31 protein-coding genes are annotated in these 26,037 nt (G+C 73.6%); 14 read left to right on the top strand and 17 right to left on the bottom strand.

From position 1 onward, the window contains the following. Positions 1–20 precede the first annotated feature (20 nt). Positions 21–500, top strand: coding sequence for a hypothetical protein (locus ABZ783_RS21370; RefSeq protein ID WP_357440923.1), 480 nt, complete (start codon positions 21–23; stop codon positions 498–500). 199 nt (positions 501–699) lie between these two features. Here the strand turns inward: ABZ783_RS21370 and ABZ783_RS21365 are convergent, their stop codons facing one another. Next, on the bottom strand, positions 700–870 hold the full coding sequence (locus ABZ783_RS21365) for a hypothetical protein (protein WP_357440921.1): 171 nt from the start codon (positions 868–870) through the stop codon (positions 700–702). 9 nt (positions 871–879) lie between these two features. On the opposite strand from ABZ783_RS21365, the gene ABZ783_RS21360 reads away from it, so the two are divergent. The 5 genes from ABZ783_RS21360 (at position 880) to ABZ783_RS21340 (ending at position 5,819) form a co-directional block, all read left to right on the top strand. Then, complete coding sequence (locus ABZ783_RS21360; RefSeq protein ID WP_357440919.1) at positions 880–1,680, top strand: class I SAM-dependent methyltransferase; 801 nt, start codon at positions 880–882, stop codon at positions 1,678–1,680. A gap of 247 nt (positions 1,681–1,927) precedes the next feature. After that, positions 1,928–3,106 carry an ATP-binding protein gene (locus ABZ783_RS21355; protein WP_357440917.1) on the top strand — a complete coding sequence of 393 codons (1,179 nt, stop codon included), beginning with the start codon at positions 1,928–1,930 and terminating at the stop codon, positions 3,104–3,106. Between the two features lie 43 nt (positions 3,107–3,149). Then, a complete protein-coding gene (locus ABZ783_RS21350; protein ID WP_357441094.1) occupies positions 3,150–4,316 on the top strand; it encodes a hypothetical protein in 1,167 nt (388 codons plus the stop codon). Beyond that, a complete protein-coding gene (locus tag ABZ783_RS21345) occupies positions 4,286–5,002 on the top strand; it encodes a response regulator transcription factor (RefSeq protein WP_357440914.1) in 717 nt (238 codons plus the stop codon). Before ABZ783_RS21350 ends, ABZ783_RS21345 begins: the two co-directional genes overlap by 31 nt. Before the next feature lie 73 nt (positions 5,003–5,075). Then, entirely contained in the window at positions 5,076–5,819 is a 744-nt protein-coding gene (locus ABZ783_RS21340; protein ID WP_357441091.1) for a hypothetical protein, read from the top strand. A gap of 52 nt (positions 5,820–5,871) precedes the next feature. Here the strand turns inward: ABZ783_RS21340 and ABZ783_RS21335 are convergent, their stop codons facing one another. Further along, positions 5,872–6,621: a lysophospholipid acyltransferase family protein gene (locus tag ABZ783_RS21335; RefSeq protein WP_357440911.1), complete on the bottom strand. Its 750-nt coding sequence runs from the start codon at positions 6,619–6,621 to the stop codon at positions 5,872–5,874. Between the two features lie 122 nt (positions 6,622–6,743). Between ABZ783_RS21335 and ABZ783_RS21330 the strand changes: the two genes are divergently transcribed. Further along, on the top strand, positions 6,744–7,403 hold the full coding sequence (locus tag ABZ783_RS21330; RefSeq protein ID WP_357440908.1) for an alpha/beta hydrolase: 660 nt from the start codon (positions 6,744–6,746) through the stop codon (positions 7,401–7,403). A gap of 50 nt (positions 7,404–7,453) precedes the next feature. Here ABZ783_RS21330 and ABZ783_RS21325 read toward each other — a convergent pair whose 3' ends face one another. The 7 genes from ABZ783_RS21325 to ABZ783_RS21295 form a co-directional block, all read right to left on the bottom strand. Then, positions 7,454–9,517: a glycogen debranching N-terminal domain-containing protein gene (locus ABZ783_RS21325; RefSeq protein ID WP_357440905.1), complete on the bottom strand. Its 2,064-nt coding sequence runs from the start codon at positions 9,515–9,517 to the stop codon at positions 7,454–7,456. Continuing rightward, a complete protein-coding gene (locus tag ABZ783_RS21320; protein WP_357441089.1) occupies positions 9,517–9,888 on the bottom strand; it encodes an SCP2 sterol-binding domain-containing protein in 372 nt (123 codons plus the stop codon). The genes ABZ783_RS21325 and ABZ783_RS21320 overlap by 1 nt, the downstream gene beginning before the upstream one ends. Positions 9,889–10,055: 167 nt before the next feature. Continuing rightward, positions 10,056–10,472: a CBS domain-containing protein gene (locus ABZ783_RS21315; RefSeq protein WP_073836006.1), complete on the bottom strand. Its 417-nt coding sequence runs from the start codon at positions 10,470–10,472 to the stop codon at positions 10,056–10,058. A gap of 168 nt (positions 10,473–10,640) precedes the next feature. Continuing rightward, positions 10,641–11,081 (bottom strand): PPOX class F420-dependent oxidoreductase, encoded by a 441-nt coding sequence (locus tag ABZ783_RS21310; protein ID WP_357440903.1) that lies wholly within the window; start codon positions 11,079–11,081, stop codon positions 10,641–10,643. A 91-nt stretch (positions 11,082–11,172) separates the two neighbouring features. Then, positions 11,173–12,198 (bottom strand): aspartate-semialdehyde dehydrogenase, encoded by a 1,026-nt coding sequence (locus tag ABZ783_RS21305; protein WP_357440900.1) that lies wholly within the window; start codon positions 12,196–12,198, stop codon positions 11,173–11,175. Between the two features lie 232 nt (positions 12,199–12,430). Then, positions 12,431–13,777, bottom strand: a complete 1,347-nt coding sequence (locus ABZ783_RS21300) for a pitrilysin family protein (RefSeq protein WP_357440898.1) — start codon at positions 13,775–13,777, stop codon at positions 12,431–12,433. Beyond that, positions 13,774–15,072, bottom strand: coding sequence for a pitrilysin family protein (locus ABZ783_RS21295; protein ID WP_357440896.1), 1,299 nt, complete (start codon positions 15,070–15,072; stop codon positions 13,774–13,776). Before ABZ783_RS21295 ends, ABZ783_RS21300 begins: the two co-directional genes overlap by 4 nt. An 80-nt stretch (positions 15,073–15,152) precedes the next feature. On the opposite strand from ABZ783_RS21295, the gene ABZ783_RS21290 reads away from it, so the two are divergent. Beyond that, positions 15,153–15,875: a phosphodiesterase gene (locus ABZ783_RS21290; protein ID WP_357440893.1), complete on the top strand. Its 723-nt coding sequence runs from the start codon at positions 15,153–15,155 to the stop codon at positions 15,873–15,875. On the opposite strand, the gene ABZ783_RS21285 is transcribed toward ABZ783_RS21290, so the two are convergent. Further along, positions 15,842–16,054, bottom strand: coding sequence for a hypothetical protein (locus tag ABZ783_RS21285; protein WP_357440891.1), 213 nt, complete (start codon positions 16,052–16,054; stop codon positions 15,842–15,844). The genes ABZ783_RS21290 and ABZ783_RS21285 overlap by 34 nt on opposite strands. Before the next feature lie 470 nt (positions 16,055–16,524). On the opposite strand from ABZ783_RS21285, the gene ABZ783_RS21280 reads away from it, so the two are divergent. The 3 genes from ABZ783_RS21280 (at position 16,525) to ABZ783_RS21270 (ending at position 18,287) form a co-directional block, all read left to right on the top strand. After that, positions 16,525–17,610, top strand: a complete 1,086-nt coding sequence (locus ABZ783_RS21280) for a 3-deoxy-7-phosphoheptulonate synthase (RefSeq protein WP_357440888.1) — start codon at positions 16,525–16,527, stop codon at positions 17,608–17,610. A gap of 146 nt (positions 17,611–17,756) precedes the next feature. Beyond that, positions 17,757–17,981, top strand: a complete 225-nt coding sequence (locus tag ABZ783_RS21275; protein WP_357440885.1) for a hypothetical protein — start codon at positions 17,757–17,759, stop codon at positions 17,979–17,981. A 96-nt stretch (positions 17,982–18,077) separates the two neighbouring features. Further along, a complete protein-coding gene (locus tag ABZ783_RS21270; RefSeq protein WP_357440882.1) occupies positions 18,078–18,287 on the top strand; it encodes a hypothetical protein in 210 nt (69 codons plus the stop codon). Positions 18,288–18,361: 74 nt separating this feature from the next. Here the strand turns inward: ABZ783_RS21270 and ABZ783_RS21265 are convergent, their stop codons facing one another. From ABZ783_RS21265 to ABZ783_RS21255, 3 genes are read right to left on the bottom strand one after another with little or no spacing between them, the layout of a single operon-like run. Continuing rightward, positions 18,362–18,901: a DUF1360 domain-containing protein gene (locus ABZ783_RS21265; protein ID WP_357440879.1), complete on the bottom strand. Its 540-nt coding sequence runs from the start codon at positions 18,899–18,901 to the stop codon at positions 18,362–18,364. A 31-nt stretch (positions 18,902–18,932) separates the two neighbouring features. Continuing rightward, complete coding sequence (locus ABZ783_RS21260; protein WP_357440876.1) at positions 18,933–19,262, bottom strand: hypothetical protein; 330 nt, start codon at positions 19,260–19,262, stop codon at positions 18,933–18,935. Then, a complete protein-coding gene (locus tag ABZ783_RS21255; protein ID WP_357440874.1) occupies positions 19,262–19,579 on the bottom strand; it encodes a DUF6158 family protein in 318 nt (105 codons plus the stop codon). Before ABZ783_RS21255 ends, ABZ783_RS21260 begins: the two co-directional genes overlap by 1 nt. Positions 19,580–19,700: 121 nt before the next feature. Between ABZ783_RS21255 and ABZ783_RS21250 the strand changes: the two genes are divergently transcribed. Both ABZ783_RS21250 and ABZ783_RS21245 read left to right on the top strand, forming a co-directional pair. Beyond that, positions 19,701–20,141: a hypothetical protein gene (locus tag ABZ783_RS21250; protein ID WP_357440871.1), complete on the top strand. Its 441-nt coding sequence runs from the start codon at positions 19,701–19,703 to the stop codon at positions 20,139–20,141. Positions 20,142–20,167: 26 nt separating this feature from the next. Then, positions 20,168–20,497 (top strand): DUF3817 domain-containing protein, encoded by a 330-nt coding sequence (locus ABZ783_RS21245; protein WP_357440868.1) that lies wholly within the window; start codon positions 20,168–20,170, stop codon positions 20,495–20,497. Between the two features lies 1 nt (position 20,498). On the opposite strand, the gene ABZ783_RS21240 is transcribed toward ABZ783_RS21245, so the two are convergent. Then, entirely contained in the window at positions 20,499–21,023 is a 525-nt protein-coding gene (locus ABZ783_RS21240) for a DUF6232 family protein (protein ID WP_357440865.1), read from the bottom strand. A gap of 501 nt (positions 21,024–21,524) precedes the next feature. Between ABZ783_RS21240 and ABZ783_RS21235 the strand changes: the two genes are divergently transcribed. After that, positions 21,525–22,493, top strand: a complete 969-nt coding sequence (locus tag ABZ783_RS21235; protein ID WP_357440863.1) for an NlpC/P60 family protein — start codon at positions 21,525–21,527, stop codon at positions 22,491–22,493. 88 nt (positions 22,494–22,581) lie between these two features. Here the strand turns inward: ABZ783_RS21235 and ABZ783_RS21230 are convergent, their stop codons facing one another. From ABZ783_RS21230 to ABZ783_RS21220, 3 genes are all read right to left on the bottom strand, one after another. After that, positions 22,582–23,571, bottom strand: coding sequence for a sigma-70 family RNA polymerase sigma factor (locus ABZ783_RS21230; RefSeq protein ID WP_357441086.1), 990 nt, complete (start codon positions 23,569–23,571; stop codon positions 22,582–22,584). 451 nt (positions 23,572–24,022) lie between these two features. Next, on the bottom strand, positions 24,023–24,970 hold the full coding sequence (gene murQ, locus ABZ783_RS21225) for an N-acetylmuramic acid 6-phosphate etherase (protein WP_357440860.1): 948 nt from the start codon (positions 24,968–24,970) through the stop codon (positions 24,023–24,025). After that, on the bottom strand, positions 24,967–25,881 hold the full coding sequence (locus ABZ783_RS21220; protein ID WP_357440857.1) for a MurR/RpiR family transcriptional regulator: 915 nt from the start codon (positions 25,879–25,881) through the stop codon (positions 24,967–24,969). Before ABZ783_RS21220 ends, murQ begins: the two co-directional genes overlap by 4 nt. Positions 25,882–26,037: the final 156 nt, after the last annotated feature.

The raw sequence follows: 26,037 nt of genomic DNA, 5'->3' as shown, positions 1-26,037 counted from the left end.
CCGTTGTGCGAGGAGGCGCCATGATCGGAAAGATTGCCCGGCACCTTGCTGGAGCGGCAGCCGCCTGGTTGGCGTTCGTCGTGCAGGGGGGCGTCAGCTACGTCGGACTACTTGCGTACGCGGTGATGACCGATGCGGACCCGGGTGGTCCGCTCGCGGGGCCACTGCTGGTGCTGCTTGCCGGCGGGGTGGGCGCCGCCCTGGTGCCGCTGCTGTTCGTGCCAGCCGGCCTGGTTGGCGAGGTTGCCACGAAGAGCGGACGACTTCCCCTGAAGTTGCTGATCGCGTTCGCCGTCGCCACTGTGCTGGCCACGAGCTACGTTGCCATCGTGGCAGTGGCAACTGACGTACCGATCCTCGGCACATTGTTGGCATGCCTGGGCGGCGTGGTCGCCGTGCTCGGCCCCACTGCGGTCTACGTCGGCGTCGCCCACGGCGTGCTGAAAGCCAGTTCGATCTGGCGGCGTTTCCGGCCGCCGGCACCTGCGGTCCGCACCTAGCCCGCAATCCCCTCGTCGTCCTGGCCGCAGATCGGGAGTGGGTGAGGCGGCGGCCACGGGACGGGCCGCCGCCTCGCCGCGCCGGCTCCGGCGCGGATCGCGACCCGGTGGTCGACCCAGGGGGGCGGGTCGGCCGGGCGGGCCGCGGTGTCGACGCCGGGCGGGCGATGGGGGGGTGTGGCCGGCCCGGCGTCATGGATCAGCTGAATCTGATGCGATCGTTCCGTGCCCTCAGCGCCGGCTGCCGGCCGAATGTCACACCGTCACCGACGGGCACCACGACCGGACGGACGGCGATGGGCGACAGCCCCGGCGTGAGCGGCATCGCGTCGCCGGAAACCCGGATGACCTGTTCGACGCTGTCGTCCACGATCGACGGATGCCGCAGCATCGCCCGGCCGAGCCGGACATCCAGCGCTACTACACCGAGGTCTTCGCCGAGGCGGAGCGGTTGGACCGTACGCCGCAGGGACGCCTGGAGGCGAGGCGGACCCGGGAGCTGCTGACCCGGCTGCTCCCACCGCCACCGGCCGCCGTGCTCGACGTGGGCGGCGGCCCCGGCACGTACGCGGGCTGGCTCGCGGCGGTCGGTCACCGGGTGCATCTGGTCGACCTGGTGCCGGCGCACGTGGCCGCCGCGCGGACGGCGTACCCGGAGCTCACGGCGACCGTGGGCGACGCCCGCGACCTGCCGTTGCCCGACGACGCGGCCGACGCGACGCTGCTGCTCGGGCCGCTCTATCACCTGACCGAGCGCGCGGACCGGGTGGCCGCGCTGCGCGAGGCGGCGCGGCTCACCCGGCCCGGTGGGCCGGTCGTCGCGGCGGTGATCAGCCGCAACGCGGCCCTGATCGACCTGACCGCGCAGGGGCGGGTGGACGAACGCACCCGATCGCGCCTGCTGGGGGCGTACGTCACCGGGGTGAACGACCCGGAGACGGGCTTCACCACCGCCTACTTCCATCGGCCGGAACAGGTGGTGGACGAGTTCACCGCGGCCGGGCTGCCGACACCCCAGCTGTACGGGGTGGAGGGTCCACTCTGGCCGCTGCTGAACGCGATGGACACCGGCCCGGAGGACCGGCTCTTCGCCGACGCGATGGCCTGCGCGGAGACGTTCGAGCGGGATCCGGCGGTGCTCGGCGCCAGCGCGCACCTGCTGGCGGTCGCGTCGGTCTGACCCGCCGACCAGGTCGCCGAAGTGGCGGGATCTGCCTCCCGGCGCGACGCCACATCGCCGAGATGGCGGGAACAGATCACCCGGCACACCGCCACATCGCCGATGTGGCGGACGGCACCGGCCGACGACGGCGACGGCGACGCACCACGTACGGAGGGTGACCAGTTGCTGTTTTGCATGTTATTCTCCGGCGTCGATCTAGGCCGCCCGGACCCGACCGGGTCGCTGCCGGAAGGACACCCTCCCCATGCCGGTCGTTGCCGCCACGACCTCGCCACCGAGCCCGCTGGACCGGCCGGCCGGCGGCGCGTTCACCGTTGTCTTCACCACCCTGCCGGCGCTGCTCCGGCTGACCTGTGGCCTGGTCTGCGCGGTGGTGGCCCTGGCGGTCCGCACCCCGCCGGTCCGGGTGGCGCTGCTGGTGCCGGCGGTCGCCGTGCTGACCGGCTGGTCCGTCTGGTACGCCGTCCGCGCGCTGCGGCACCGGATCACCGCCGGGCTGGTGGCCGGCGATGTCGCGCTCTCGGCGGCGGCCGGGCTGGCGATCCCGTGGCTGGTGGCGCCGGAGGTGCTGCCGGGCGAGGTGAGCTGGGTCGCGGTGCTGGCCAGCACCACCGTGATCAACGCGCAGGTCACCGCCCCGGCCCGCTGGTCGGTTCCGGCCAGCCTGCTGGTCACCACCGGCTACGCGGCCGGCGCGACCGCGGCGGGCAACCCGGTGGAGGCGCAGGCACACGCGACCACGTTGCTGGTGCAGACCGGCCTCACGGCGGTGCTGATCGCGGTGGTGCGGCGCCGGATCGGGCGCGCCGACGCCGCCTTCGCCGACTACCAGCGGCTGGCCCGGGAGGCGGTGATGGCGCGTTCCACGCGCGAGGCCGAGCGGCGACAGAACCGGGACCTGCACGACACCGCCCTCGCCACGCTGACCATGGTGGGGCTCGGCGCGGTTTCCGGCCCGTCGGCCGCGCTGCGCGAGCGGTGCGCGGCGGACCTGCGTACCCTCGCCGCCCTGGCGGACGCGCGGTCGGCGCCGCCGGCCGGCGTGGTAGCGCTGGACGACCGGCTGCGGGCGGTCGTCGCCCGGCTGCCCGAGCTGCCGCTGTCCGCGGCGCTGACTCCATGCGCGGTGCCGCCGGAGGTCGCCGAGGCCCTCGCCGACAGCGCCGCCGCCGCGCTGGCCAACGTGGTCCGGCACGCGCCGGGCGCGTCCGCCGCGCTGCGGCTGGCCCGGGACGCCGACACCGTCGTGGTCGAGGTGACCGACGATGGTCCGGGCTTCGACCCGGCCACGGTCCCGGCCCACCGGTACGGGCTGCGCGAGTCGGTCCACGGTCGCATGGCGACCGTCGGCGGGCGCGCCGAGGTGACGTCCGGCCCTGGTGCGGGCACCCGGATCCGGCTGGAGTGGACCGGTGAGCACTGACCTCGACGCGCGCGCGGTCGGGCCGGCCGACCGCCTCGCGCCGATCCCGGCCCCGGGCGCTCCGGCCCCACCCGACGCCGCGGGGGCGGCGATCGCGGTGGCGAGTGCCTCCGACCGGGCCGCCCGGATCGCGGCGGTCACCATCGCGCTCGCCTGGCACCTGGCGATCGACCTGCCGGCGCTGCCCGGCGCCGGGTCCTCACCCGCCGCCTCGGCGGTGGTCGCCGCCGGCTGGCTGGTGACCGCGGCGGTCGGCGTGGTGGCCGGCGTACGCCTGCTGCGCGGTGGCCTGCCGCCCGCCCGGCGGCTGGCGGCGGTGTTGCTGGTGGTCGACGCGGCGGTCTTCGCGGCGGTCGGCGGCGGGCAGTTGTTCGCCGCGGCGAACTGGGCGTGGGGCGGCATGGTCTGGTTCTTCCCGCTGGTGCTCTGGCGACGGCCGGTCCGGTGGCTGCTGGCGCTGCTCGGCGCGCACGCGATGATCGCCCTCGCCGCGCTGCTCGGTTCCGGCGCCACCGCCCCGGCCGACCTGGCCCGCTACGCGATGTACGTCTACGGCGTGTCGTCGCTGCCCGTCGCGGTCTTCGTCGGCGGCGTCGCGCTCGCCGCCCTGGCCCAGGCCAGGGCCGGCACGGCCGCGGCGGCGCTGGCGGTCGAGGCGGAACGGATGGCGGCGGAACGGGCCCAGGCGGAGCGGCGAGCGCGGCTGGCCCTGGCCAGCGGCACCGCCGAGGAGGTGCTGGCCGCCCTCGCCGCCGGCGACGCCGACCCGGCCGACCCGGAGGTACGCCGCCGCTGCGTGCTGGCCGCGGCCCGGCTGCGCCGGCTGATCGCCGAGTCGGACGACGTGCCCGACCCGCTGCTGCACGAGCTGCGCGCCGCCGCCGACCTGGCCGAACGGAACGGCCTGCCGATCGAGCTGGTCGCCGTCGGCGTCCCGCCGGAGCTGCCCGTCGAGGTACGCCGGCGGTTGGCCGACCCGCTCACCGCGGCGCTCGCCGACGCCCGGGACTGGGCCCGGCTTACCGTGGTGACCGGCCCGGACGAGGTGGTGGTCAGCCTGGTCACGCCCGACCACGACGGGCCCGACGCGAGTGGGCCGCCAGGCCCGACCGGTCCGCAGGCGGACGGGGACGGGAACGGGTCGGTGGAACACGTGCACGAGCGGGACGGGGAGATCAGATGGACGCAGACCCGGTGGCGGCGGACGTGACCGGCGGGCGGCCCATCGGCGTGGCCATCGTGGACGACCACCCGGTGGTGATCGACGGGGTACGCGCCTGGCTGGCCAGCGAGCCGCGACTGCGCGTACTGGCCACCGGGGACGACCCGGACGCGGTGCTGCGGGCCGCCCCGGAGGCCGAGGTGGTGCTGCTCGACCTGCGGCTGCACGGGCGGATGGCGTTCGACAAGCTCGCCGAGCTGAGCGCCGCGGGTCGGCGGGTGGTGGTCTACTCCCAGCACACCGACCCGGACACCATGCTCGCCGCGCTGGACGCGGGGGCGGTCGCGTTCCTGGCCAAGCACGAGGGGCGCGAGCACTGCGTGGCGACCGTACTGGCCGCGGCGAGCGACCGCCCGTACGTGCCGCCGGCGCTGGCCGGGGCCATGGTGGGCGATCCTCGGCCGGACCGGCCGGCCCTGTCGGACAAGGAGCGCGAGGCCCTGCTGCTGTGGTTCCAGTCGATGTCGAAGGCGTCGGTGGCCCGCCGGATGCGGATCAGCGAGCACACCGTGAAGCAGTACGTGGACCGGGCGCGGATCAAGTACACCCGGGCGGGGCGGCCGGCCGCCACGAAGGCGGCGCTGCTCGCCCGGGCGATCGAGGACGGCCTCGTCCGGCCGGAAGAGATCGGCATCTACCGGTCACAGGCGTCCACCGACCGGCCGACCCCCTAACGGCTGTCATGACAGCCACCACGGCGTGGGCCAGGCTCGACGTACCGCCAACCGTCCCCGGGAGGTCGTGACCGTGCAGGAGGACGCCGCACCGTTCTTCATCGGACCGCACCGCTTCGACGCGGACGGGGACCCCGCCCGTCCCACCCTCGACCGGCGATACGCCTTGGTCCCCGAACCGGGCGAGCAACTGCTCGGGCAGCACCGGCTGCGGATCGCCGGGCAGCTGCTCGGTCCCACCGAGAACGCGCCCGCCTGGCACCTGCCCGCGCCGGCGACGGTCACCGTGACGGACCGGCGCCTCGCGTATGTCTGCACCGGCTCCGAACTGGCCCTGGTCTCGGGGCGGGACGGCCGGACAGGTGCCCGGCACCGGCGTCCGCTCCGGCTGTCCCGCCTGGTCAGTGGCCAGATCCGCTGGCAGTGGCCGTCCCGGCTGGAGTTGGCCGAGGGCCCGGACGACGAGGTCGAGCTGCTGTTGGTCTGCGACGCGCTGCGCACCATCCGGCAGCCGGCCCTCGCGCTGGCCGGCCCGGACGCCCTGATCGTCGCGCTGGCTCGCCAGGTACGCCGCGCGGTGGCCGCGTTCCGCCTGGTGCACCCCGAACTGGTGGACCTCTCCCCGCCGGAACGGGACACCCTGCTGACCCGAGTGGGTGGCGCGCCCGGCCCGGCCCGGGGCTCGCTGACCCTGCCCGGTTCACTGCCGGTGGAGTTTCTGTCCCGGGAGGACTACTACCGGCCGGCGGCGACCGAGGCGGCGGCCTGGCCCCGGGCGGCCTCCCCGGCCCGGGTGGGGCCCGGTTCCGCCTGCTGACCCTCAGATCAGCGCGGGCCGGTCGGGCCGGACCCGGGCCTGCGGCCGGCGGTCAGGAGGTGGCAGCGCGAGGGCCTCGACGGTCCAGCGCGGCGGCCTCCTCGGGCGTGGGGGCGGCGCCGCCGAGGTGGGCGGGCTGCCACCAGGCGTCGTCGGGGCCGGCCGGCTGCTCCGGGTACTCCCGCTGGGCCCGATCCACCAGCGCGCTGAGCCGGTTCTTCAGCTCGGCCGTCATCGTGGCGGCGTCCGGGTAGCCGGCCGGGTCCATCGGCTCCCCCACCAGGATGCTGATCGGGGTGTGCCGACGGGTGAGGGTGCGCGGGCGGCCCTTGGTCCACAGCCGCTGGGTGCCCCAGAGTGCGACCGGCAGCAGCGGCACGGCGGCCTGCTGGGCCATTCGGGCGGCCCCGCTCTTGAGCTCCTTGACGGTGAAGGAGTGGCTGATGGTCGCCTCCGGGAAGACGCCGACCACCTCGCCACGCCGCAGTGCGGACACCGCGGTCTGGTACGACCCGGCGCCGGCCGCCCGGTTGACCGGGATGTGCTTCATGCCCCGCATGAGCGGCCCGGAGACCTTGTGTCGGAAGACCGAGTCCTTGGCCATGAACCGGACCAGGCGGCGGGAGTCGCGTGCGCCGTACCCGGAGAAGATGAAGTCCAGGTAGCTGACGTGATTGCTGGCCAGCACCGCTCCGCCGGTGCGCGGCACGTGATGACTTCCCTCCACCCGTAGGCGCAGGTCGAGGACCCGGAACATCGTCTTGGCGGCGGCGATCACGGGCGGGTACACGAGCTCCGGCATCCGCCGACTTTACCCCGAGTAGGTTACGCGACCGTAGGAAAGGATCGTGCGGTCCGATCTGCGGGCTCTGCCCTGGGCAGAGCCGGGTCGCGGGCCGGCCCGGGACGGGCCAGCATGGCGGGATGATCGAACGCGGAGTGCTGCTCTGGATCCACGGTGGCGGCTGGCGGGCCCGGTACCACGAGGACGGCGCGGCCCTGGCCCCGCTCGGGCTCCGGGTGGTCGCGGCGACCTACCGGTTCGTGACCGAGGCGCACTGGCCGGCCCAGCTCGCCGACGTACGCACGGCGGCCCGGGCCGCGCGGGCCGCGGCGGGCGGGCTGCCGCTGCTGGTCGGGGGCGACTCGGCCGGCGGGATGCTCGCCCTGCACCTCGCCCTGCGGGGAGTGGACCGGCCGGGCGACGTCGCGGCGGGGCTGGCGTACTGGGCGCCGGTCGACCCGCTGGACCCGCAGTGGCGGCGGCTGCGCGCCCACGACGACCCGTGGGCCGACCTGCTCGGCCACCCGCCCGCCGCGGGCGACCCGGCCACCGTCGACGCCACGGTCGCGTCCCACCTCGGGTCCGGCGTACCGGTGCTGCTGGTGCAGGGGCGCGAGGACGCGTCGGTGCCGGCCGCGCAGTCGGTGGCGCTGGCCGGGCAACTGCTCGCCGCCGGGCACCCGGTGCACACCTGGATCACCCACGGCGGGCACGCCCTCGACTTGGCGCGTCCGGACATCCAGGCGGTCACCGCCGCGTTCCTGGACACCGTCCTGCCGCCGCTGGTGCCGGGGCGCTGAGCACGCGGCGGCGCCGCCGGCCCGGTGGTCGGCGGCGCCCCACGGTCGCGTTACTGGGCGGCCAGCCGGTGCAGGTCGACCCGGCCCCGGGCGAAGGCGTCCACCTTTCCCCACCGGCCCGGGATGTCCAGCACCTCGATCCGCCCCATGCCGACCGGCAGCCGCGGGTCCACCGCCAGGTGCCCCTCGTGCGGCTCCAGCCCGAGCATCGTCCGGATCAACAACAGCGGCGTCCCGGTCGACCAGGCCTGCGGGCTGCATGCCGTCGGATACTCGACGGGGAACTTGGTCAGGTCCCGCGGATAGCCGCCGAACGCCTCCGGCAGCCGGCCGTCGAAGTACCGCGCCGCTTCGAGGATGCCGTTGGCGATGACGGCGGCCTCGTCGGCGAAGCCGTACCGGCGCAGACCCCAGGCGATGAACGAGTTGTCGAACGGCCAGATCGTGCCATTGTGATAGCCGATCGGGTTGTAGCGGACCTCGCCCTCGGCCAGGGTGCGCACCCCCCAGCCGGAGAAGAGCCGCGGCCCGAGCAGGTGGTCGGCGATCTTCCTCGCCCGGTCCGGCTCGACGATGCCGCTCCACAGCAGGTGGCCGATGTTGGAGCTGAGCACCGCGCAGTGCCGGCCGTCCGGGTCCAGCCCGAGGGCGTAGTACTCGCCGTCCGCCACCCACCAGTCCCGGTTGAACCGCTCCCTGAGCTCCGCCGCCTCCCGCTCCAACTGGTCGGCGTACGCCGGGTCGTCCCAGAACTCCCGGGCCAGCCGGGCGGCCCGCATCTTCGCGTCGTACGCGTAGCCCTGCACCTCGCAGGTGGCCCGCGGAAACGGCGGCAGCGTGCCGTCCCGGTAGGAGATGGAGTCCCACGAGTCCTTCCAGCACTGATTCTCCAGGCCGGTGTCGGTGTTGCGCCGCTCGTACCAGATGTAGCCGTTGCCCACCAGGTCGGCGTAGTCGTCGACCCACTTCAGCGCCGCCCGGCACTCCCGTTCCAGCTCCTTGACCAGCGCCACGTCGCCGGTCCACTTCTCGTACTCGTCGAGCAGCACCACGAACAGCGGCGTCGCGTCCACCGAGCCGTAGTAGGGCGAGTGCGGCTGCTCCTCGAAGGCGGCCGTCTCGCCGTAGCGCATCTCGTGCAGGATCCGGCCCGGGTCCTCGTCCCGGAAGTCGTCGAACCGGGTGCCCTGCAAGGCCCCGAGGATCCGCAGCGTGGTCTTGGAGAGCTCCGGCGCGAACGGCAGCACCTGGAGGCAGGTCAGGATGCTGTCCCGGCCGAACATGGTCATGAACCAGGGCAGGCCGGCGGCCGGCAGTGTCTGCCCACCGAGCGACAACGGCGAGAAACGCAGCGCCGCCAGGTCGATCAAACTGCGCCGGTACGTCGAGCAGACCTCGCGGTGCTCGCTGTTCACCTTCGGTGCGTTGGCGATCCACTGCTCCAGGTCCTGCTGCAGGGCCAGCCGCTCGACGCCGTGCGTCCGCAGCCCCATCCGCAGGTCCCGACCGCCCGGGCCGACCGCGAAGGTCTGTACGTCGATGCCGGTGTCCCACTGCTCGTTCGGTTCCAGGTGGACCGTGAAGGCGAGGCCGTTCCGGTCGTAGCGGGCCGGCTGGGAGGACTGGATGACCGTCTCCCGCTTGAAGTTGCCCCGCCGGTAGCCCAGCCTGAGCCGGTCCGACTCGGCCTCGGCGTAGATCTCGCCCTTCTTGTTCAGGATCTCGTCCTTGACCTGGAACAGGTCGGCGAAGTCCGACGCGGCGTCGATCCGGATCTCCAGGTCGACCGGTTTCTCGTCGTGGTTGAGGATGGTCAGCGTCTCCCGGAAGCTGCCGCCCACCGCCCGCTCCCGGATGATCGACAACTTCGCGTCGATGTAGTGCGTGGCCATGCCCGGCACCAGGAAGAACCTGGCCTCGTAGTACTGGAGGTCGTCGTACGACAGGGCGTTGAGCCGCTCACCGTTGACGGTCAGCACCCACTTGGAGAGGAAACGGGTGTCGATGGCGAAGAGGCCGGTCGGCTCGCTCGGCGTCGCCTCGATGTCGCCGGTGTCCTCGGACACCACGAACGTGTTGCCGTCCAGGATCCGGACGGTGTCCGTGCCCGCCATCAGGAAGCCCCCCTCTGGAACGCGTGATGCGGCCCGCGAGAGTCCGGCGGACCGGGAAAGATCCGTTCGACCTGCAACACCAGCCGCAGGTCGCCCAGCACGGTCATGTCGCCGCGCAGCAGCGCCGCGATGACGTTCTCCTGGCCGCTGACCAACTCGCCGAAGAGTCGCGGCGCGGTCCCCACGACCGTGTTCGCCTCCTGGTCCTCCTGCCGGACCCGGAGGTTGCCCCGGTCGATGTGCAGCAGCCAGTGTGTCGTGTGCGCCCCCTCGTGCAGGTCGAAGCGCAGGGTGCCGCTGGTCTTCGCCAGCAGGGGTTCGTACCCCCGCCGGTCCAGGTCCTCGAAGAACTTCGTGGTCGCGTCCACCAGCTCACTCCTCCCGCGGTCCGCGGCGTGCGACGTCCGAGAAGGGGTGCCCATCGGGTACGGGGTCAATCTCGCCCGGTTCGGGTGAGCCGCCGACCTCGCGCGGGGGCGGAACGCGCGAACGCCGGCACCCCGTTGAACCGGGGGCCGGCGTCGCCGCGGCGGACGGGTCAGTTGTTCGGTTCGTCGGCGCTGATGTCGGCGAGCACCGACTGCGGCTCCCGCTCGACGGCGAGGTCACCCATCGACACCAGTCCGATCAGCCGGCCGTCGTCGACCACCGGCAGCCGCCGGACGGCGTACGTGCGCATCAGGTCCGCGGCCGCCACCGCGTCGTCGTACTGGCTCACCGTCACCACGTCCTTGCTGGTGATCTGGTTGAGCCTGGTCGTGGCGGGGTCCATGTTCTCGGCGACGCCCCGGACCGTGATGTCCCGGTCCGTGACGATGCCCACCACGCGGTCACCATCGGTCACCACCACGTCGCCGATGGCGCTGTCGCGCATCTCCTGCGCCGCCGCGGTCAGGGTGTCGTCGCCGTCCATCGTCACCAACCGGGTCGTCATGAACTCTCCGACCGTTGTCATGGTGCTCCCCTCTCGGTGTCGGCACCGCGGTCTACCCGCCGCCGCGGGCCGGGTAACACGCCCCGTTCGGCGGTGGTGCGAGCGCAGGGTAGTGGCAGCCGGTCCTGGACCGGCCGAAGAACGTCGGGCCGGGGACGACGGGAGGCCAGGGGCGTGGCGGACGCGTGGTCAGGCGCGCGGGGGCGCGCCGTAGACCCGCTCGACGTGCAGCCGCAGCACGAGGCGGCGCTCGGCGACCATGGCGCGCCGGAAGTCGTCCCAGTCCGGGTGTTCGCCCTGCACCGCCCGGTACAGCCCGACCAGTTCCTCGACGGTGGGATCGTCCGGCCGCTGGGCCACCGGGGTCAGCTCGGCCCGCGCCTCCGCCACCGCGTACGCCCAGCCGTCCGCGCTGCTGACCTGGAAGCTGGCCCGGGGGTCCCGGCGCAGGTTGGCGGTCTTCGCCCGGTCGTCGGTCACCGAGATCCGGATCACGCCCTGCTCCCGGTCGAAGGAGTGGACCACGTTGGACAGCTGGGGCCGGCCGTCCCGCTTGATGGTGGCGAGCACCCCGATCCGGCGGCTCGCGATGAGATCGGTCAGGGCCTGCTGGGTCTGCTCGTCCGCCATGGGGGCCTCCCGGGTCGACTGGTCGCGCGGTCGACCCCCATCTCACCGCATTCCCGGCCGGCGTGCCCGACGCCCGGCCGGGCCGGCCGGCTCAGCGCCGCTCGGCGGCGACCAGCTCGGCGAGCTGCACGGCGTTGAGCGCGGCGCCCTTGCGCAGGTTGTCGTTGGAGCAGAAGAGCGCCAGCCCGTGCTCGACGGTCTCGTCGGCCCGGATCCGCCCGACGTACGTCGGGTCCTGGCCGGCCGCCTGCAGCGGGGTGGGCACGTCCGACAGGGCCACCCCCGGTGCGCCGTCGAGCAGCTCCCGGGCGCGGGCCGGAGTGATCGGCCGGGCGAAGCGGGCGTTGATCTGGAGCGAGTGCCCGGTGAAGACCGGGACCCGGACGCAGGTGCCGGAGACCTTCAGCCCCGGGATCTCCAGGATCTTGCGGCTCTCGTTGCGCAGCTTCTGCTCCTCGTCGGTCTCGAAGGAGCCGTCGTCGACGATCGAACCGGCCAGCGGGAGCACGTTGAAGGCGATCGGGCGGGCGAACGAGCGCGGCGCGGGGAACTCGACGGCCGCACCGTCGAAGGTGAGCCCGGCGGCGTCCTCGGCCACCTTGCGGACCTGCTCGTCCAGCTCCGCCACGCCGGCCAGGCCGGCGCCGGAGACCGCCTGGTACGTCGCCACGACCAGGCTGACCAGCTCGGCCGCCTGGTGCAGCGGGCGCAGCACCGGCATGGCGGCCATGGTGGTGCAGTTCGGGTTGGCCACGATGCCCTTCGGCCGGTCGGCGATGGCGTGCGGGTTGACTTCGGCGACCACCAGCGGCACCTCGGGGTCCATCCGGAACGCCGAGGAGTTGTCGATGACGACCGCGCCGGCGTCGGCGACCCGGGGGGCCAGCTCGCGGGCGGTGCCCTTGCCCGCCGAGAAGAGCACGATGTCCAGCCCCCGGTAGTCCGCGGTGGCCGCGTCCTCGACGGTGACCTCGCCGTCCCGCCAGGGCAGGGTCCGCCCGGCCGACCGCGCCGAGGCGAACAATCGCACCTGCTCCGCCGGGAACTCGCGCTCCGCCAGCACCTGCCGCATCACGCCACCGACCTGGCCGGTGGCCCCCACAATGCCGATCCTCATGCCCGCGAGGCTACCCAGCCGGGCGGCCGGACCGGGAAGGCTTTCCCACCGCGCGGGCCGGCGGCCGGCCCCGCCCTCGCCGGACGGCAGCCGCCAGGAGCTGCAACGACGGCGCTCCAGGCCCGCTCGTCCCGGAAGATCACCCGCCGTCGGCCCGCCCGGCCGGAGCATCCGCGCCCCGCCCGCCGGGGTCGGCGGCCGGACGCGACCGGAATCACACCCCAGCGGGCGGTCAGGGAGTGTGGTCGACGACCTCCCCGAGCCCGGTCGCGACCAACTCGTCCCGGATGATCGCCGCGTCGCCCTCCACGACCAGGGTGAGCGAATCCGGGTGCAGGTGCGCCGTGGCCGCCGCGGAGACCTGCTCCACGTCGGCGGCGAGCAGCGACTCGCGCAGCCGGGCGTGGTAGTCGTCCGGCAGGTCGTGCACCACCAGCGTGGTCAGCGCCGAGGCGATGGCCCGCGGGGTCTGCAGCTCGACCGAGAGCTGGCCGGCCCGCCAGAAGCGGGCCACCGCGAGCTCGTCCTCGGTCACTCCCTCCGACCGGGTCCGCGACACCTCGCCGACCGCCTCGACCAGCGCCGGCGCGGTCACCGCGGTCTGCACCCCGGAGCTGATCGCGAACCGGCCGAACCGGCGGGACGAGGCGAAGTCGCCCCGGATGCCGTAGGTGTAGCCGTGCACCTCGCGCAGCAGATGGTTCAGCCGGGAGGTGAAGGCCCCGCCCAGCACCGTGCCTGCGAGCGACATCGGCACGTGGTCCGGGTGGGCGCGGTGCGGGGACGGGTGCCCGAGACGGAGCGTGGACTGCACCGAGCCGGGGCGGTCGACCAGGATGATCCGCCGCCGGTCGTGCCGCGGCACCTCGACCGGGCCGCCCTTCTCCACCGGCCCGCCCCCGGCGCCCGCGAACGCCGTCGCGCCGAGTGCGTCCAGGTCGATCCGGTCCAGGTCACCGGCGATGACCAGGGTGCCCGGGCGGATGAACCACTCGGAGTGGAAGACCGTCACGTCGTCCACGTCCAGTGCGGCCACGCTGTCCGGGTCGCCGTACATCGGGCGGCCCCAGCGGTTGTCCGTGCCGAAGATGTCGCCGCGCAGCACCGCGTCCGCCCGGGGGCCGGGGTTGGCCCAGTCCATCCGCAGCGCGGTCGCCTCGTCGTCGCGGACCCGCAGCACGTCGGCCGGGTCGAGCTTCGGCGTCCGGACCGCCTCGGCGAGCAGTTCCACGGCGGCGTTCAGCCGATCGACCGGCACCTGCACGCTGACCTGGAAGGAGTCCCAGTCCAGCGCGGTCACCAGCTCGGTGCCGAGCGCCTCGACGGCCAGCGCGTACGCGGTGGCGTCCCGCTGCGCGGTGCCCTCCTCCAGGGCCTTGGCGAGCACCGCGCCCAGCCCCTCCTTGCCGACCGGCTCCCGGCCGGCGCCGGCGTCGAGGAGCAGCAGCGCGACCGCGAGGCTCTGCCCGGGCAGGTGCGCGGCGACGACCTGCCCGCCGGCGACGGCCCGGCGCACCACCTGCGGGAACCGGTACGGGCGGGCGGCGCCCGGCCCGGGACGTTCGGTGATCAGCGTCATGCGGTCTTCTCCTCCGGCACGTAGCACAGGGTCACCCGGTCGTGTTCGGTACGGAGCAGCTCGGCGGCCTGTTCGGCGATCTGCTCGGCGGTGACGGCGAGCCACCCCGGCAGCCGCTCGCCGGCCTTCGCCGGGTCGCCGAACTGGGTGGCGTACCGGCCCAGCGTGTCCGCCCGGCCCTCCACCGTGGACATCTGCCGCCACCACATGGTGCTCAGCAGCGCCTTGGCCCGGTCCAGCTCGGCGGCGGTCACCGGCACCGTCGCCAGCTCGTCGACCACCTCCGCCAGCCCGTCGCGCAGCCGCTCGACGGTGATCCCGGGGCGGGCGGTGGCGGTGGCGATCAGCGGGGCGGGAGCGTGGGCCAGGTCCACCCCGTACGCCCCGACCAGATCCGGCTGGGCGATCCGCTCCCCGTCGGCGAGGCGCTGGTAGAGCCGGCTGCCCCGGCCGCTGCCGAGGACGGTGGCGAGCACGGTGGCGACGTCGTAGCCGGGGGTGCCGAACGGCTGGGTACGGTGCGCCACGTACACCCGGGGAGCGGGGACGTCGGCGGTGACCGTCTCCACGGCCGGCCGCCCGGCCGTCGGCACGGTGCGTCCGTCCGGCGCGGCGGGGATGTCGGCGCGCGGCGGGATGGCGCCGAAGTACTTGTCGGCCAGCGCGAACACCTCGGCCGCCGTGGTGTCGCCGACCACGGTGAGCACGGCGTTGTTCGGCGCGTAGTAGGTCTGGTGGAACGCCTGGAAGGTGGGCAGGCCGGCGGCGTTGAGGTCGGCCATCGACCCGATCGTGGCGTGGTGGTACGGGTGCCCGGGCGGGTAGAGCAGCGGCAGCAGGCGCAGCCACGCGTCGCCGTACGGGACGTTCTCGTACCGCTGGCGGCGCTCGTTCTTGACCACCTCGCGCTGGTTGTCCAGCGTCTCCTGGGTCAGCGCCGGCACCAGGCCGCCCATCCGGTCGGCCTCCAGCCAGAGCGCCAGCTCGAGGTGCTCGGCCGGGACCGTCTCGAAGTAGTTGGTCCGGTCCGGGTTGGTGGTGGCGTTCAGCGAACCGCCGGACCCCTGGATGAGCTTCATGTGCTCGGTCTTCGCCACGTTCACCGAGCCCTCGAACATCAGGTGCTCGAAGAGGTGGGCGAAGCCGGTCTGGCCCGCCGGCTCGTGCCGGGAGCCCACGTCGTACCAGAGGTTCACGGCGATCGCGGGTGCGGTGCGGTCCTCGCTCACCACCACGCGCAGGCCGTTGTCCAGTCGGGTCGTCTCGATCGGCCAGGGGTAACCGCTGTCGGGCATGGCACGACGCTATCCGATCTCGCGGGCGGAAAGGGGACGGGCGGGAGCATCCTCGCCGCGCGGCGGGGTATCCCCGGGGCATGCCCGACCCCGCATCCACCGCCACCGAACGTGCCGCCGCCGCGCTGGCCTGCCGTCGGCGGGCCCGGCTGCTGCATCCCGCCGGCCGCACCTTCTCCGCCGAGGTGATGATCTGGGGTACGCCCGGTCCGCCGACCGGGGTCCCGCTCTTCGACCGGCCCGGACGGTGGCGGGGCACGGTCCGGCTGTCGAAGGGGGTCGCCACGCCGGGGAGCTGGCCGGACGTGCTGGGGCTGGGCGTGCGGCTGCACCGGGACCCGGACCCGCCGGTGGATCTGCTGATGAGTTCCAGCGCCGCCCCGCCGGTGCTGCGCCAACTGCCGCTGCCCCGGCGGCGCTTCACCGGGACGTACAGCTCGATCCTGCCCTTCCGGGCCGGCCGGTGCCGGCTCCTGGTGGCCGCGCTGGCCGACCCGGACTCGCCGGAGCTGGGCCGCAGCCTCGCCGAGGTCTCGTCGGCGGCGGGCCCGGACGCGCCCCGGCTGGTGCTGGCGGTGGCCTCGACGGTCGGGCCGTGGCGGCCGTTCGGGCAGGTCTGCCTCGACGGCCGGCGCGGCGCCCGGGAGGACGCCGCGCTGGCCTTCGATCCGATCGGCAACCTGCCGGCGGGTCTGCGGGCGGAGGGGCTGCTCGCCTGGCTGCGCGACACCACCTACCGCGGCTCCCGCCGGGTCCGGGGTGCGTCCGCTCAGTCCGGAGGCTCGCTCGGGGTCACGGTCTGATCCGACGTCCGGCGCTCCAGGGTGGCGTCCTGGGCGACGTTCCGATCCTCCCGGATGTCCGATTCGGCGAGGATCGCGTCGGCCTGGGCCTCGGGGTCCTCGCTGCCCACCGCCGCCTCCTCCGGCAGGAGGTGGGCGCGGGACTCGATCCGGTCCTGGTCGTTCTGCTGGTGGCTCATGCCGTTCCCATACCCCGCGGGTGCGCAGCGGAACGGGCCACGCACCTCGTTCGGGCGTACAGGGTGCCGTCGTCGTCGGCCAGGTGGTGCGGTTCCGGTTCCGCTTTCCCAGGATCCGGTACGCCGCGGAAATCGTTCCGTCGCGGCGCCGCGTGGCGCTGATGGCCCCGCCGGGCGCTTGTCGCGCCCTCGGTGCCACCGTTGGCAGCATAGATGAAGTTGAACGCGGGGCGGGGCCCTGCCGACGATGGAGTGAGCCCAGCCCGTCGCGTCGGGTAAGCTGGCTGGCGTGACGCGGTCGTATCGATGGTTTAGGCAGCCGGCTGGAGGAGCCGGTGACTCGACCATGATCTGACGTCACTCCTCTTCGAGCCGGCCGGGCAGGGATCATTCCCTGCCCTTTCGCGTACGAGCAGCCGGCTCGACCCCGGGCGCCGGCCCCGGGCACGGTCGGCGGAAGGAACCCCACCGTGCCGACCCAGGACGCCCATCGGGTCATCGACCAGCGGATCGACCGCGTCGTACCACTGACCACCCCGGCCCTGCTGCACCACCACCTGCCCCTGGACGCGGCGCTCGCGGAGGCCGTGGTCACCGGCCGACGCGCCGTCGGCCGGGTGCTGGACCGTGCCGACGACCGGCTGCTGGTCGTGGTCGGCCCGTGCTCGGTGCACGACCCCGCCGCCGCCCTCGAGTACGCGGGCCGGCTGCGCGAGGCCGCCGACCGGCTCGCCGACGACCTGCTGGTGGTGATGCGGGTCTACTTCGAGAAGCCGCGCTCGACGGTGGGCTGGAAGGGCCTGATCAACGACCCGGGGCTGGACGGCTCGGGCGACGTCAACACCGGCCTGCGGACGGCCCGGTCGCTCCTGCTCGACGTGCTGCGGCTCGGGTTGCCGGTGGGTTGCGAGTTCCTCGACCCGATCACCCCGCAGTACATCGCCGACACGGTGGCCTGGGGAGCGATCGGCGCCCGGACGGTTGAAAGCCAGGTGCACCGGCAGCTCGCCTCCGGCCTGTCCATGCCGATCGGCATGAAGAACCGCCCCGACGGCAGCATCTCCACCGCCGTGGACGCGATCCGGGCGGCCGGCGTGCCGCACGTCTTCCCCGGCATCGACGTCTCCGGCACCCCGGCGATCATGCACACCCGGGGCAACGCCGACGGCCACCTGGTGCTGCGCGGCGGGGGCGGGCGGTCCAACTACGACGCGGAGTCGGTGGCCGGGGCGCTCGACCTGCTCCGCACCGCCGGCCTGCCCGAACGAGTGGTGATCGACGCCAGCCACGCCAACAGCGGCAAGGACCACCGCCGGCAGCCGCTCGTCGCCGCCGACGTGGCCGCCCAGCTGGCCGCCGGCCAGCGCGGCATCGTCGGCATCATGCTGGAGAGCTTCCTCCAAGCCGGCCGCCAGGACCTGGACCCCACGCGGGAGCTGGAGTACGGGAAGTCCGTCACCGACGCCTGCATCGGCTGGGACACCACCGCGCAGGTCCTCACCGACCTGGCCCAGGCCGTCCGCACCCGCCGCGCCACCCTCCCCACCCCCGCCTGACCTCCCCTGTCCACCCATCTGTTGATCATGAGGTTGGCGGCGGTCAGCGAGATCCACATCGCCGCCAACCTCGTGATCAACGGGGAGCCGGGGCAGCGCCGGGACCGGCGACGTTTGACCGATTCGGGCCGGGGTAGCTGACCGGGGTGACCGACGACGCGCCCGTGACCGAACAGCCGGACACCCGGCAGCTCGACGAACTGCTCGACGACATCTACCACGGCCAGGAGCGGATCACCCAGGCGGACATCTACCGCCGGGCGGTCGCCGCCGAACTCCCCGCGGAACTGCTCACCCGGATCGCCGCACTCCCGCAGGGCGAGTACGCGATCGACGAGGTGAACGACCTGCTGGGCGGGACCGTCGCCTGAACGGCCGGCCGGATGGACGCCGCGCCGACCGGCCGGAGCGGGCCGGGACGGCGCCCGCCCGGAGACCGCCGGTGGCACGACGGAGAGGACAGTGGGATGACCGACCGGGACGAGGGGCAGCGCCAACCGGAGGCGCTCGGCCAGCCGCCGACGGCGGCGCCCCCCGACGCTGATCCGGAGTTCGCGGAGGAGCACGAGGAAACCGCGGTGGACGAGGACATCATCACCGGCGAGGACGGGGGCCGACGCGAGCCCGAGTCGTCGCGTGGCTGGGCCGGCGAGAACCACGGCACCAACCCCACCTGAGCGCACGGACGAGGGGCGGGCGCGCCAGCGTCCGCCCCTCGTCTCGACAAACTCCGGTTCGGAGCCGTCGCAACTCACTTTCCGCGTTGCCCACCCGCGGCCGCCTGCTGGGCGACCGCGTACCCCATCTGGAGGAAGTCTGAGGCGGCCACCGCGGTCAGCGCGGTAGCGACCAGCCGGGTCAGCCGGGGCGCCAGTACCAGCCCGCCGGTGAGCCCGGTGGCGACCCAGACCGCCAGGCAGAACGGGCAGCTCAGCAGTTCCCCGACCGCGTGCCGGGTGGCACTGCCCTGGTCCCGGACCTGCTCCATCACCTCGCCACTGCCGATCGGGTGGTCGTAGCGGGTGAACGGAGCACGCAGCGGGCTGGTGATCGCGTCCTTGGAGAGCAGCCGGCTGAGCTTGTGGGTCGCGACGGAGAGCAGCACCACGTCTGCCGGCGAGGGCCGCTCCGGCACCGGCCGCCCGGTCGCCCGGACCAGGCCCACCAGCGACGCGGTGACCGTCGCGTACGTGCCCATCGCCACCAGGTAGCCGCCCAGCGGTCGGTGCTCGTGCGGCGCGTACGCCTGACGAAGGCGCGCCACCTTGTGCTTCAGGCCACTCCGGGACACCCGGCCTCCTCGTTCTCGTGGCATCGCCGGCTCAGCCGGCGGTCAGGTTGTCATCCACCTCGCGGGCGAGGTTGGCCAGCGTCTCCTCGGCCAGCGCCGGGACGTCCCCGCCGGCCAGGTCGAGCCGGACCCGGGCGCCCCCGGCGTCGGCCGCCTCCACCCGGATCTCCGCCGACCAGTCGGGCGCGGAGTCGCTGTACCAGGTCGCTCGCATCTCCTCGACGCTGACCACCTCCGGCCGGCGCCCGCCGTCTTGCCGCAGCGGCTCGGGCAGCCACGCCGCCGCCCGGTCCGGGTCGATGGCCGTGTTGAAGACCACCTCGGGCGGCGCAGACATCCCCCGCTCGACGTGCGCCGCCATCAGGCCCCCCGGAGCCGGCTCGGGTCGACCTCCCGCCCCGGGTGCCGGGCGAGGTATTCCGTCTCCAGCTCCGCGGTGCGACGCAGGTGGTTGGCGAGCGCGGAGTCGGTGGCGTGCCGCAGGGTGTCCAGCCGGGTCCGGTGCAGGCTCTGCATCTCCCGGATCAGGTCCTCGTCGCCCAGTTCGGCGGGGTCCACCCCGAGCAGCTCGCCGTCGACGTCGCCCAGCGCGGTATCGGTCCGGGCGTGGTCGCCGTCCCACTCGGGCATCCGCTGCTCCGGGCTGGCGTCGGCGGGCCGGCGTACTGATTCGGTCATTGTCGCCCCCTCGTCTCGTTCGGGCTGGCGTCTAGACGGATGCCCACCCGGGATGCCACCAAACCCCGCGACCTACGACACCGCGTCGGAGACGGCCGCCGGCCCCGGTACCCTCAAAGGCATGAAGCGGCTCCGGACACCGGCGTGGATCGCCCGCCACGTGGCCATGGTCGTGCTGGTCGCGGGCTGCCTCGGGCTCGGCTGGTGGCAGGTCACCCGGGCCGCCGAGGGCAACACGCTGAGCTTCGGGTACGCGATCGAGTGGCCGGTCTTCGCCGGCTTCGTGGTCTTCCTCTGGTGGCGTGAGGTGCGGCACGCACTGCGGGGCCCGCGTGAGCCGGAGGCCACTCCGGCGCCGCCGGCGGCCACTCCGGCGCCGCCGGCGGCCGCCGGGCCCGAGCCGGCCCCCACCACCCCGGTGGTACGCCGACCGGTGCGGGTCAGCCGGGTGCCGGCCACCCCGGTCGAGGCGGTCGAGGACGGCGACCTCGCCGCGTACAACCGCTATCTGTCATGGTTGAACGCCAACCCGGGCGCGCGGCCCGGCGACTATCCCGGCTGATGGCCGGTTCGGAAGGACGGACGACGGTGGGCGGAGCGCTTACCCGGTACCGCGTGATCGCCTGGATCGTGGGCGTCGCGCTGGCGGTGCTGGTCCTGATCGGCATGCCGCTGAAGTACGGCTTCGACAAGCCGACCGTGGTGGCCGTGGTCGGCACCGCGCACGGCTGGCTGTACATGCTCTACCTGGCCGCGACGTTCGACCTGTCGCGCCGGGCCGAATGGCCGCTGAAGCGGATGCTGCTGGTGATGCTCGCCGGCACGGTGCCGTTCGTCTCGTTCTACGCCGAGCGCCGGGTCAGCCACTGGGTGTCGGCCGGTGACCGGCCCCGCACCCCGGAGCCGGTCGCCGGCTGAGTCACCGGCTGGGCCGCCACGGGTCGGCGGAGGCCAGCGGGTCCGCCCAGCCGGCACCGTGGCGTACCCCCTCCCGGGCCCGGTTCAGGGCCCGGGTGACCTGGCCGAACTGCCGCTCGTCGTCGCTGCTGAACAGCAGCACCTCGGCGCCCCGGTGCAGCCCCCACAGCTCGTACGCCGGGGGCCGCCAGCGGTCGCCGACCAGGATCAGCACCAGCGGCAGCAGACCCACCGCGCCCAGCGCCAGGTACGCGGCCGCGGTGAGTCGTTGCAGCCCGCCGGTGAAGCCGAGCAGCACCCCGACCGCGCCGATCAGCGCGGCGGTGACCACGACCGCCCGGAGGGCCAGCCGGTCGTGCGGCCCGCGGGTGGTCCAGAGCTGGGTGAGTTCCGTGACCCGCCAGCTGTTGCGGCCGACGGTGAAGCGTTCGGCGGTGACGACGATGCCCGGCCGGGCATAGAGCAGGGTCGGGGTGGTCGCCTGCGGCGACCGGGGCGGGCGGGTGGTGGAGCCATCGCTCTGCACGGCGTCCTCCAGGGGTCGCGCGCCGGGTTCTCCGCGCCAGCCCTGACCAGTGCCGATGCCGCTGGCCGGATTCCCGGCTCCGCGCTTCATTGTGTTGGGGGCGCGCCACCCCGGCCCGGCGTTTCTCCTGGTCCCCGGGGCCACCCCCGGCGGGGATTCCGCCCGGAAACAGAAGCCATTTGGGGCTATGTCGTGACTTCACGCCCCGTTGCCTGGCGACATCCGCCGAGAACGACGAATGGGGCGAGCCTCACGATGCGGCCATCGGGCGCGAGGGTCGCCACGTTCGGGTCGCGAAACGGGCACAAAGCGTCACGGTCACCAGCATCACTTCCTGACACTTTGCCAACATTCGCCCCTACTTCAACTGCCGGGCACTCCCGTCACGGGTTAGGTTGGGCAGGCCGGTCCGGTCGACCGCCATCCACCCGGATGGCCCCGGGCCGGTGTCGCCGGGGTGCGAAACGCTCCCGGCGACCGTGGGAGAGGAGCTTTCCGCTCTTGTCGTCCTTACGGATCCTGCTGCGCTCGCTGGTGGTCGCCGGCCTCTCGGCCGTGCTGATCGCCCCGGCGTCGGTGGCTCGGGCCGAGCCCACCCCCGCCGAGCTGACGAAGCAGATCGAGAAGTCCTCGACTGAGCTGGAGCGAATCGTCGAGTCCTACAACAAGCTCAACGAGGACATCAAGGCCAACCAGGCCGCCGCGGCCGCGTTGCAGGCCAGGATCGGCCCGTTGCAGGCGCAGGCCGAGCGCAGCCGCGCCGACGTGGGCGTCCTCGCCGTCACCGCGTACAAGACCGGCGGGCTGCGCACCGCGCAGGCGCTGCTGGAGCCGAGCGGGTCGGCCTCGCTGCCGGAGCGGCTGGGCACGCTGGACCAGCTGACCCGCCAGCGCCAGCAGATCATCGCCGGCTTCACCGCGGACCAGCGCCGGCTGATCGACCAGAAGACCCGGCTCGACGCCACGCTGGCCCGTGAGGCGGCTCAGGCGAGGCAGCTCAGGGCTGCCAAGAAGAAGATCGAGGCCGACCTGGACCGCCTCTATCAACTGCGGCGGCAGGCGTACGGCCGGGCCACCGAGGCGCCCGGCTCGGCCAGTTCCGCAGGCAGTCCACCGGCTGTCTCCGGCTCCGCCGGGGTGGCGGTGCGCTACGCGTACGGAGCGGTCGGCAAGCCGTACGTCTACGGGGCCGACGGCCCCAGCGGCTATGACTGTTCCGGGCTCACGCTGGCCGCGTGGCGAGCGGCCGGCAAGTCGTTGCCGCACAACGCGGCGATGCAGTGGAACGCCACCGCGCGGATCAGCCGCAGTTCGCTGAAGCCCGGTGATCTGGTCTTCTACTCCGGCCTGGGTCACGTGGCGCTCTACGTGGGTGGCGGTCAGATCATCGACGCGCCCAGCGCCGGCCGCAACGTCAACAAGCGGGACATGAACATCATGTCCATCGCCGGCTACGGCCGGGTGCGCTGACCCCAAGAGCCCGCGCGGACTCCCGGACGGCGAACGGCCGGCGTCCCCCTATCGGACGCCGGCCGCTCGTCTTGTCATTACTACCAGCTCAGGCTGCCTGCAGCCCCTCGGCCCGGGCCAGCTCACGGAGCCGGCCGAGAGCCTGGATCTCCAGCTGGCGGATCCGCTCCCGGGACAGCGAGAACCGCGAGGCCACCTCGGTCAGCGAGTGCTCCCGGCCGTCCTCCAGGCCGTAGCGGGCCCGCATGATGCCGGCCGACCGGTCGTCGAGGTGGTTGAGCAGGCCCTCGATGCGCTGCCGCTCCAGCCCGGTGAGGACGATGTCCTCCGGCGACGGGGCGTCGCTGTCGGCGACCAGGTCGCCCAGGTTGGTGTCGCCGTCGTCACCGACCGGGGTGTCCAGCGAGACCGTGTCCTGCGACCAACGGACCAGCTCGTTGACCCGCTCGACGGTGACGCCGAGCGCCGCCGCGATCTGCTCCGGCTCCGGGTCGCTGCCCAGCTCACGGGTGAGCTGGCGGGTCACGTTCCGCATCCGGTTGACGTCCTCGACCAGGTGCACGGGCAGCCGGACGGTCCGCTCCTGCTGGGCGATGGCCCGGCTGATCGCCTGGCGGATCCACCACGTCGCGTAGGTGGAGAACTTGTAGCCACGCTCGTAGTCGAACTTCTCGACCGCCCGGACCAGGCCGGTGTTGCCCTCCTGGATCAGGTCCAGCATGGGCATGCCGGACCGCACGTACCGGCGGGCGATCGACACGACCAGCCGCAGGTTGGCGCGGATGAACAGATCCTTCGCGCGCTCACCCTCGACGACCAGCCGCTCCAGCTCCTCCCGCTCGACGCCGACGGGCACGCGGTCCTCGCCGAGCAGGTGCTCGGCGTAGAGGCCGGCCTCGATCGCCTTGGAGAGGTCGACCTCCTTGGCGGCGTCCAGCAGCGGCGTCCGGGAGATCTCGTGCAGGTAGACGCCGACCAGGTCGCGCTCCTCGGCGACCTCGTCGGTACGCATGCCGATGTTCTTGTCCACGATTGCCACGGTCCCCTCGCTAGCGCCGGTTGCCCGGTTCCTTGCCATCCCCACGTTCATCAGCCCTCCCCGTAACCTCTGCTGTGCCCGTAGGTGCTGACACCTACACAACAGTTGAGACGCGTTGGGGATTCCATGTCGTGAGTCGAAACTGTCACGAATGCCTGAGTAGTAGCTGAGAGCCCGGTCCATGTTTGCTGTCAGGACCCCTGCTCGGGTGGCTCGCGCACGCCCTGCTGAAAAGACGCTCGGAGCAGCGGAATCGTTGCCGCCCGGGAAATCGCACCATTGCGAATTCCAAGAACACAGCGACCCGCGTCACCGTGGCATTGCGATCCTGGTCACTGCGAGATACGCATCGGCGGACCGGGCGGTTCAGCCACGGGTCAGGATTACCCCACGCTTCAGTGAACAATCCGCAGCGCGGAAGCCGTCCCGGCCACGGCGTGACGTGCGTCGCAGCCGCCGGAGCGGGCGGGGCGAACGGGACGCCGGAGGGTCAGGAGGCGAGCAGGGCCAGCGCGCCGCGCACCTGGTCGGCGGAGCGGGCCAGGGCGGCCCGGGCGGCGGAGACCTCCGCGCCGGAGACCAGCGAGACCAGGGCGGTCTTGAGATCGCCGTCGGCCTCGTGCAGCGCGACCCGGCAGAGCTCCTCCGCGCAGCCGGTGGCCTCCATGAGGATCGAGATCATCCGGCCGCGCAGCTTGGCGTTGGTGGCGACCATGTCGATCATCAGGTTCGAGTAGACCCGACCGAGGCGCACCATCACGGCCGTGGAGAACGTGTTGAGCACCAGCTTCTGCGCGGTGCCCGCCTTCATCCGGGTCGACCCGGTGATCACCTCGGGTCCGGTGTCCACCCCGATGAAGACGTCCACCGACGAGGCGGCGTCGGCCTCCGGATTGGCGCAGAGCAGCACGGTTGAGGCCCCCTGTGCCCGGGCGGCGGCGAGCGCCCCGAGGACGTACGGGGTGCGTCCGCTGGCGGCCAGCCCGACCACCAGGTCGCCGGCGCGTACGCAGCCGGTGGCGTCGGCGGCACCGGCACGCTCGTCGTCCTCGGCGTCCTCCACGGCCCGCCACATGGCCTCCGGGCCACCGGCGAGGTGGGCGCAGAACCAGTGCCGCGGCGAGTTGAAGGTGGGGGCCAGCTCCGCGGCGTCCAGCACGCCGAGCCGGCCGGAGGTGCCGGCGCCGAAGTAGTGCACGCGGTGCCCGCCGCGCAGCGCGGCCACGGCCAGGTCGACGGTCTCCGCGATCTCGTCGAGGACCGCCGCCACCGCCCCCGGCACCCGCCGGTCGGCCTCGTTGATGACGGTGAGCACCTCCCGGGTCGACATCAGGTCGAGGTCGACGCTGTGCGGGTTGCGCCGCTCGGTGGGCGCCCCCACCCGCACCACCGGCCGCACCGCGGTCACCTCGCCCGGCTCCACCCGTCCGGTCGTCATCCCCGCCTCCGCCCGGCGCCCACCCGATGCGACTGGACGGCCTCGGCGGTCACCTCCAGGGCCTTCTTCGCCTTGGCCCGGTTGCGCGCGGCCACTCCGACGAAGAGGCAGTCCACCACGGTGAGCTGGGCGAGCCGGCTGGCCATCGCCCCGGAGCGGTAGGTGGTCTCGCGGGCCGCGGTGGTGAGCACGAAGTCGGCCACCTCGGTGATCGGCGAGCGGGGGAAGTTGGTCAGCGCGACCGTGGTGGCGCCCCGCGCCCGGGCCTGCTCCAGCACCTCGATGACGTCCGATGTGGTGCCGGTGTGCGAGATGCCGACCGCGACGTCGCCCCGGCCCAGCAGGGCCACCGAGGTCAACGCGGTGTGCACGTCCGGGAAGTAGAAGGCGGTCCGGCCGATGCGGTGCAGCTTCTGCTGGAAGTCGGAGGCGACGAAGCCGCTGGCGCCGGCGCCGTAGACGTCGATCCGGCCGGCCGCACCGATCGCCTCGACCACCTGCTCGCAGACGGCCGGGTCGAGCTGCTCGGCGGTCTCCTCGACGGCCCGTGCGTCGTTGAACGCGATGGTCGCGATGATCTGCGCCAGGTCGGCGCCGGGCGGGATGTCGCCGCCGACCACTCGGGCGTCCGGCGGCTCGATCCGCCGGGCGGCCTCGGCGGCGAGCCGGATCCGCAGCTGAGGGTAGCCTTCCATGCCCACCGACCGGCAGAACCGGATGACGGTGGCCTCCGAGGTCTCGGCGGCGGTGGCGAGGTCGGTGATGGTGCGCCGGGCGGCGTCCGCCGGATCGGCGACGACCAGCCGGGCGACCCGCTGCTCGGCCGGGGACAGCGACGGGAGCAGGCCACTGATGTGGACGATCAGTCCACCGGGCTCGTGACTCGCAGAAATCTTCGGACTCTTCGCCACGGATGAAACTTACTTTCATGAGGCGCGACCGTCAACCATGACCGCGCGTATCGGGAAAAGTACCCCCTTCCGCGCCGGATCATCGCCGCAAGGGTCCCATTCCCGCCGCCCGCCCACCTCATCCGCTCCGGTCGAGTCGGCCACGCCGACCGACCG

This window comes from Micromonospora sp. NPDC047738 (genome assembly GCF_040642675.1).
Taxonomy (GTDB): Bacteria; Actinomycetota; Actinomycetes; order Mycobacteriales; family Micromonosporaceae; genus Micromonospora.
The sequence above is the reverse complement of the archived record's forward strand: the minus strand, read 5'-3'. Positions and strand labels throughout refer to the sequence as shown.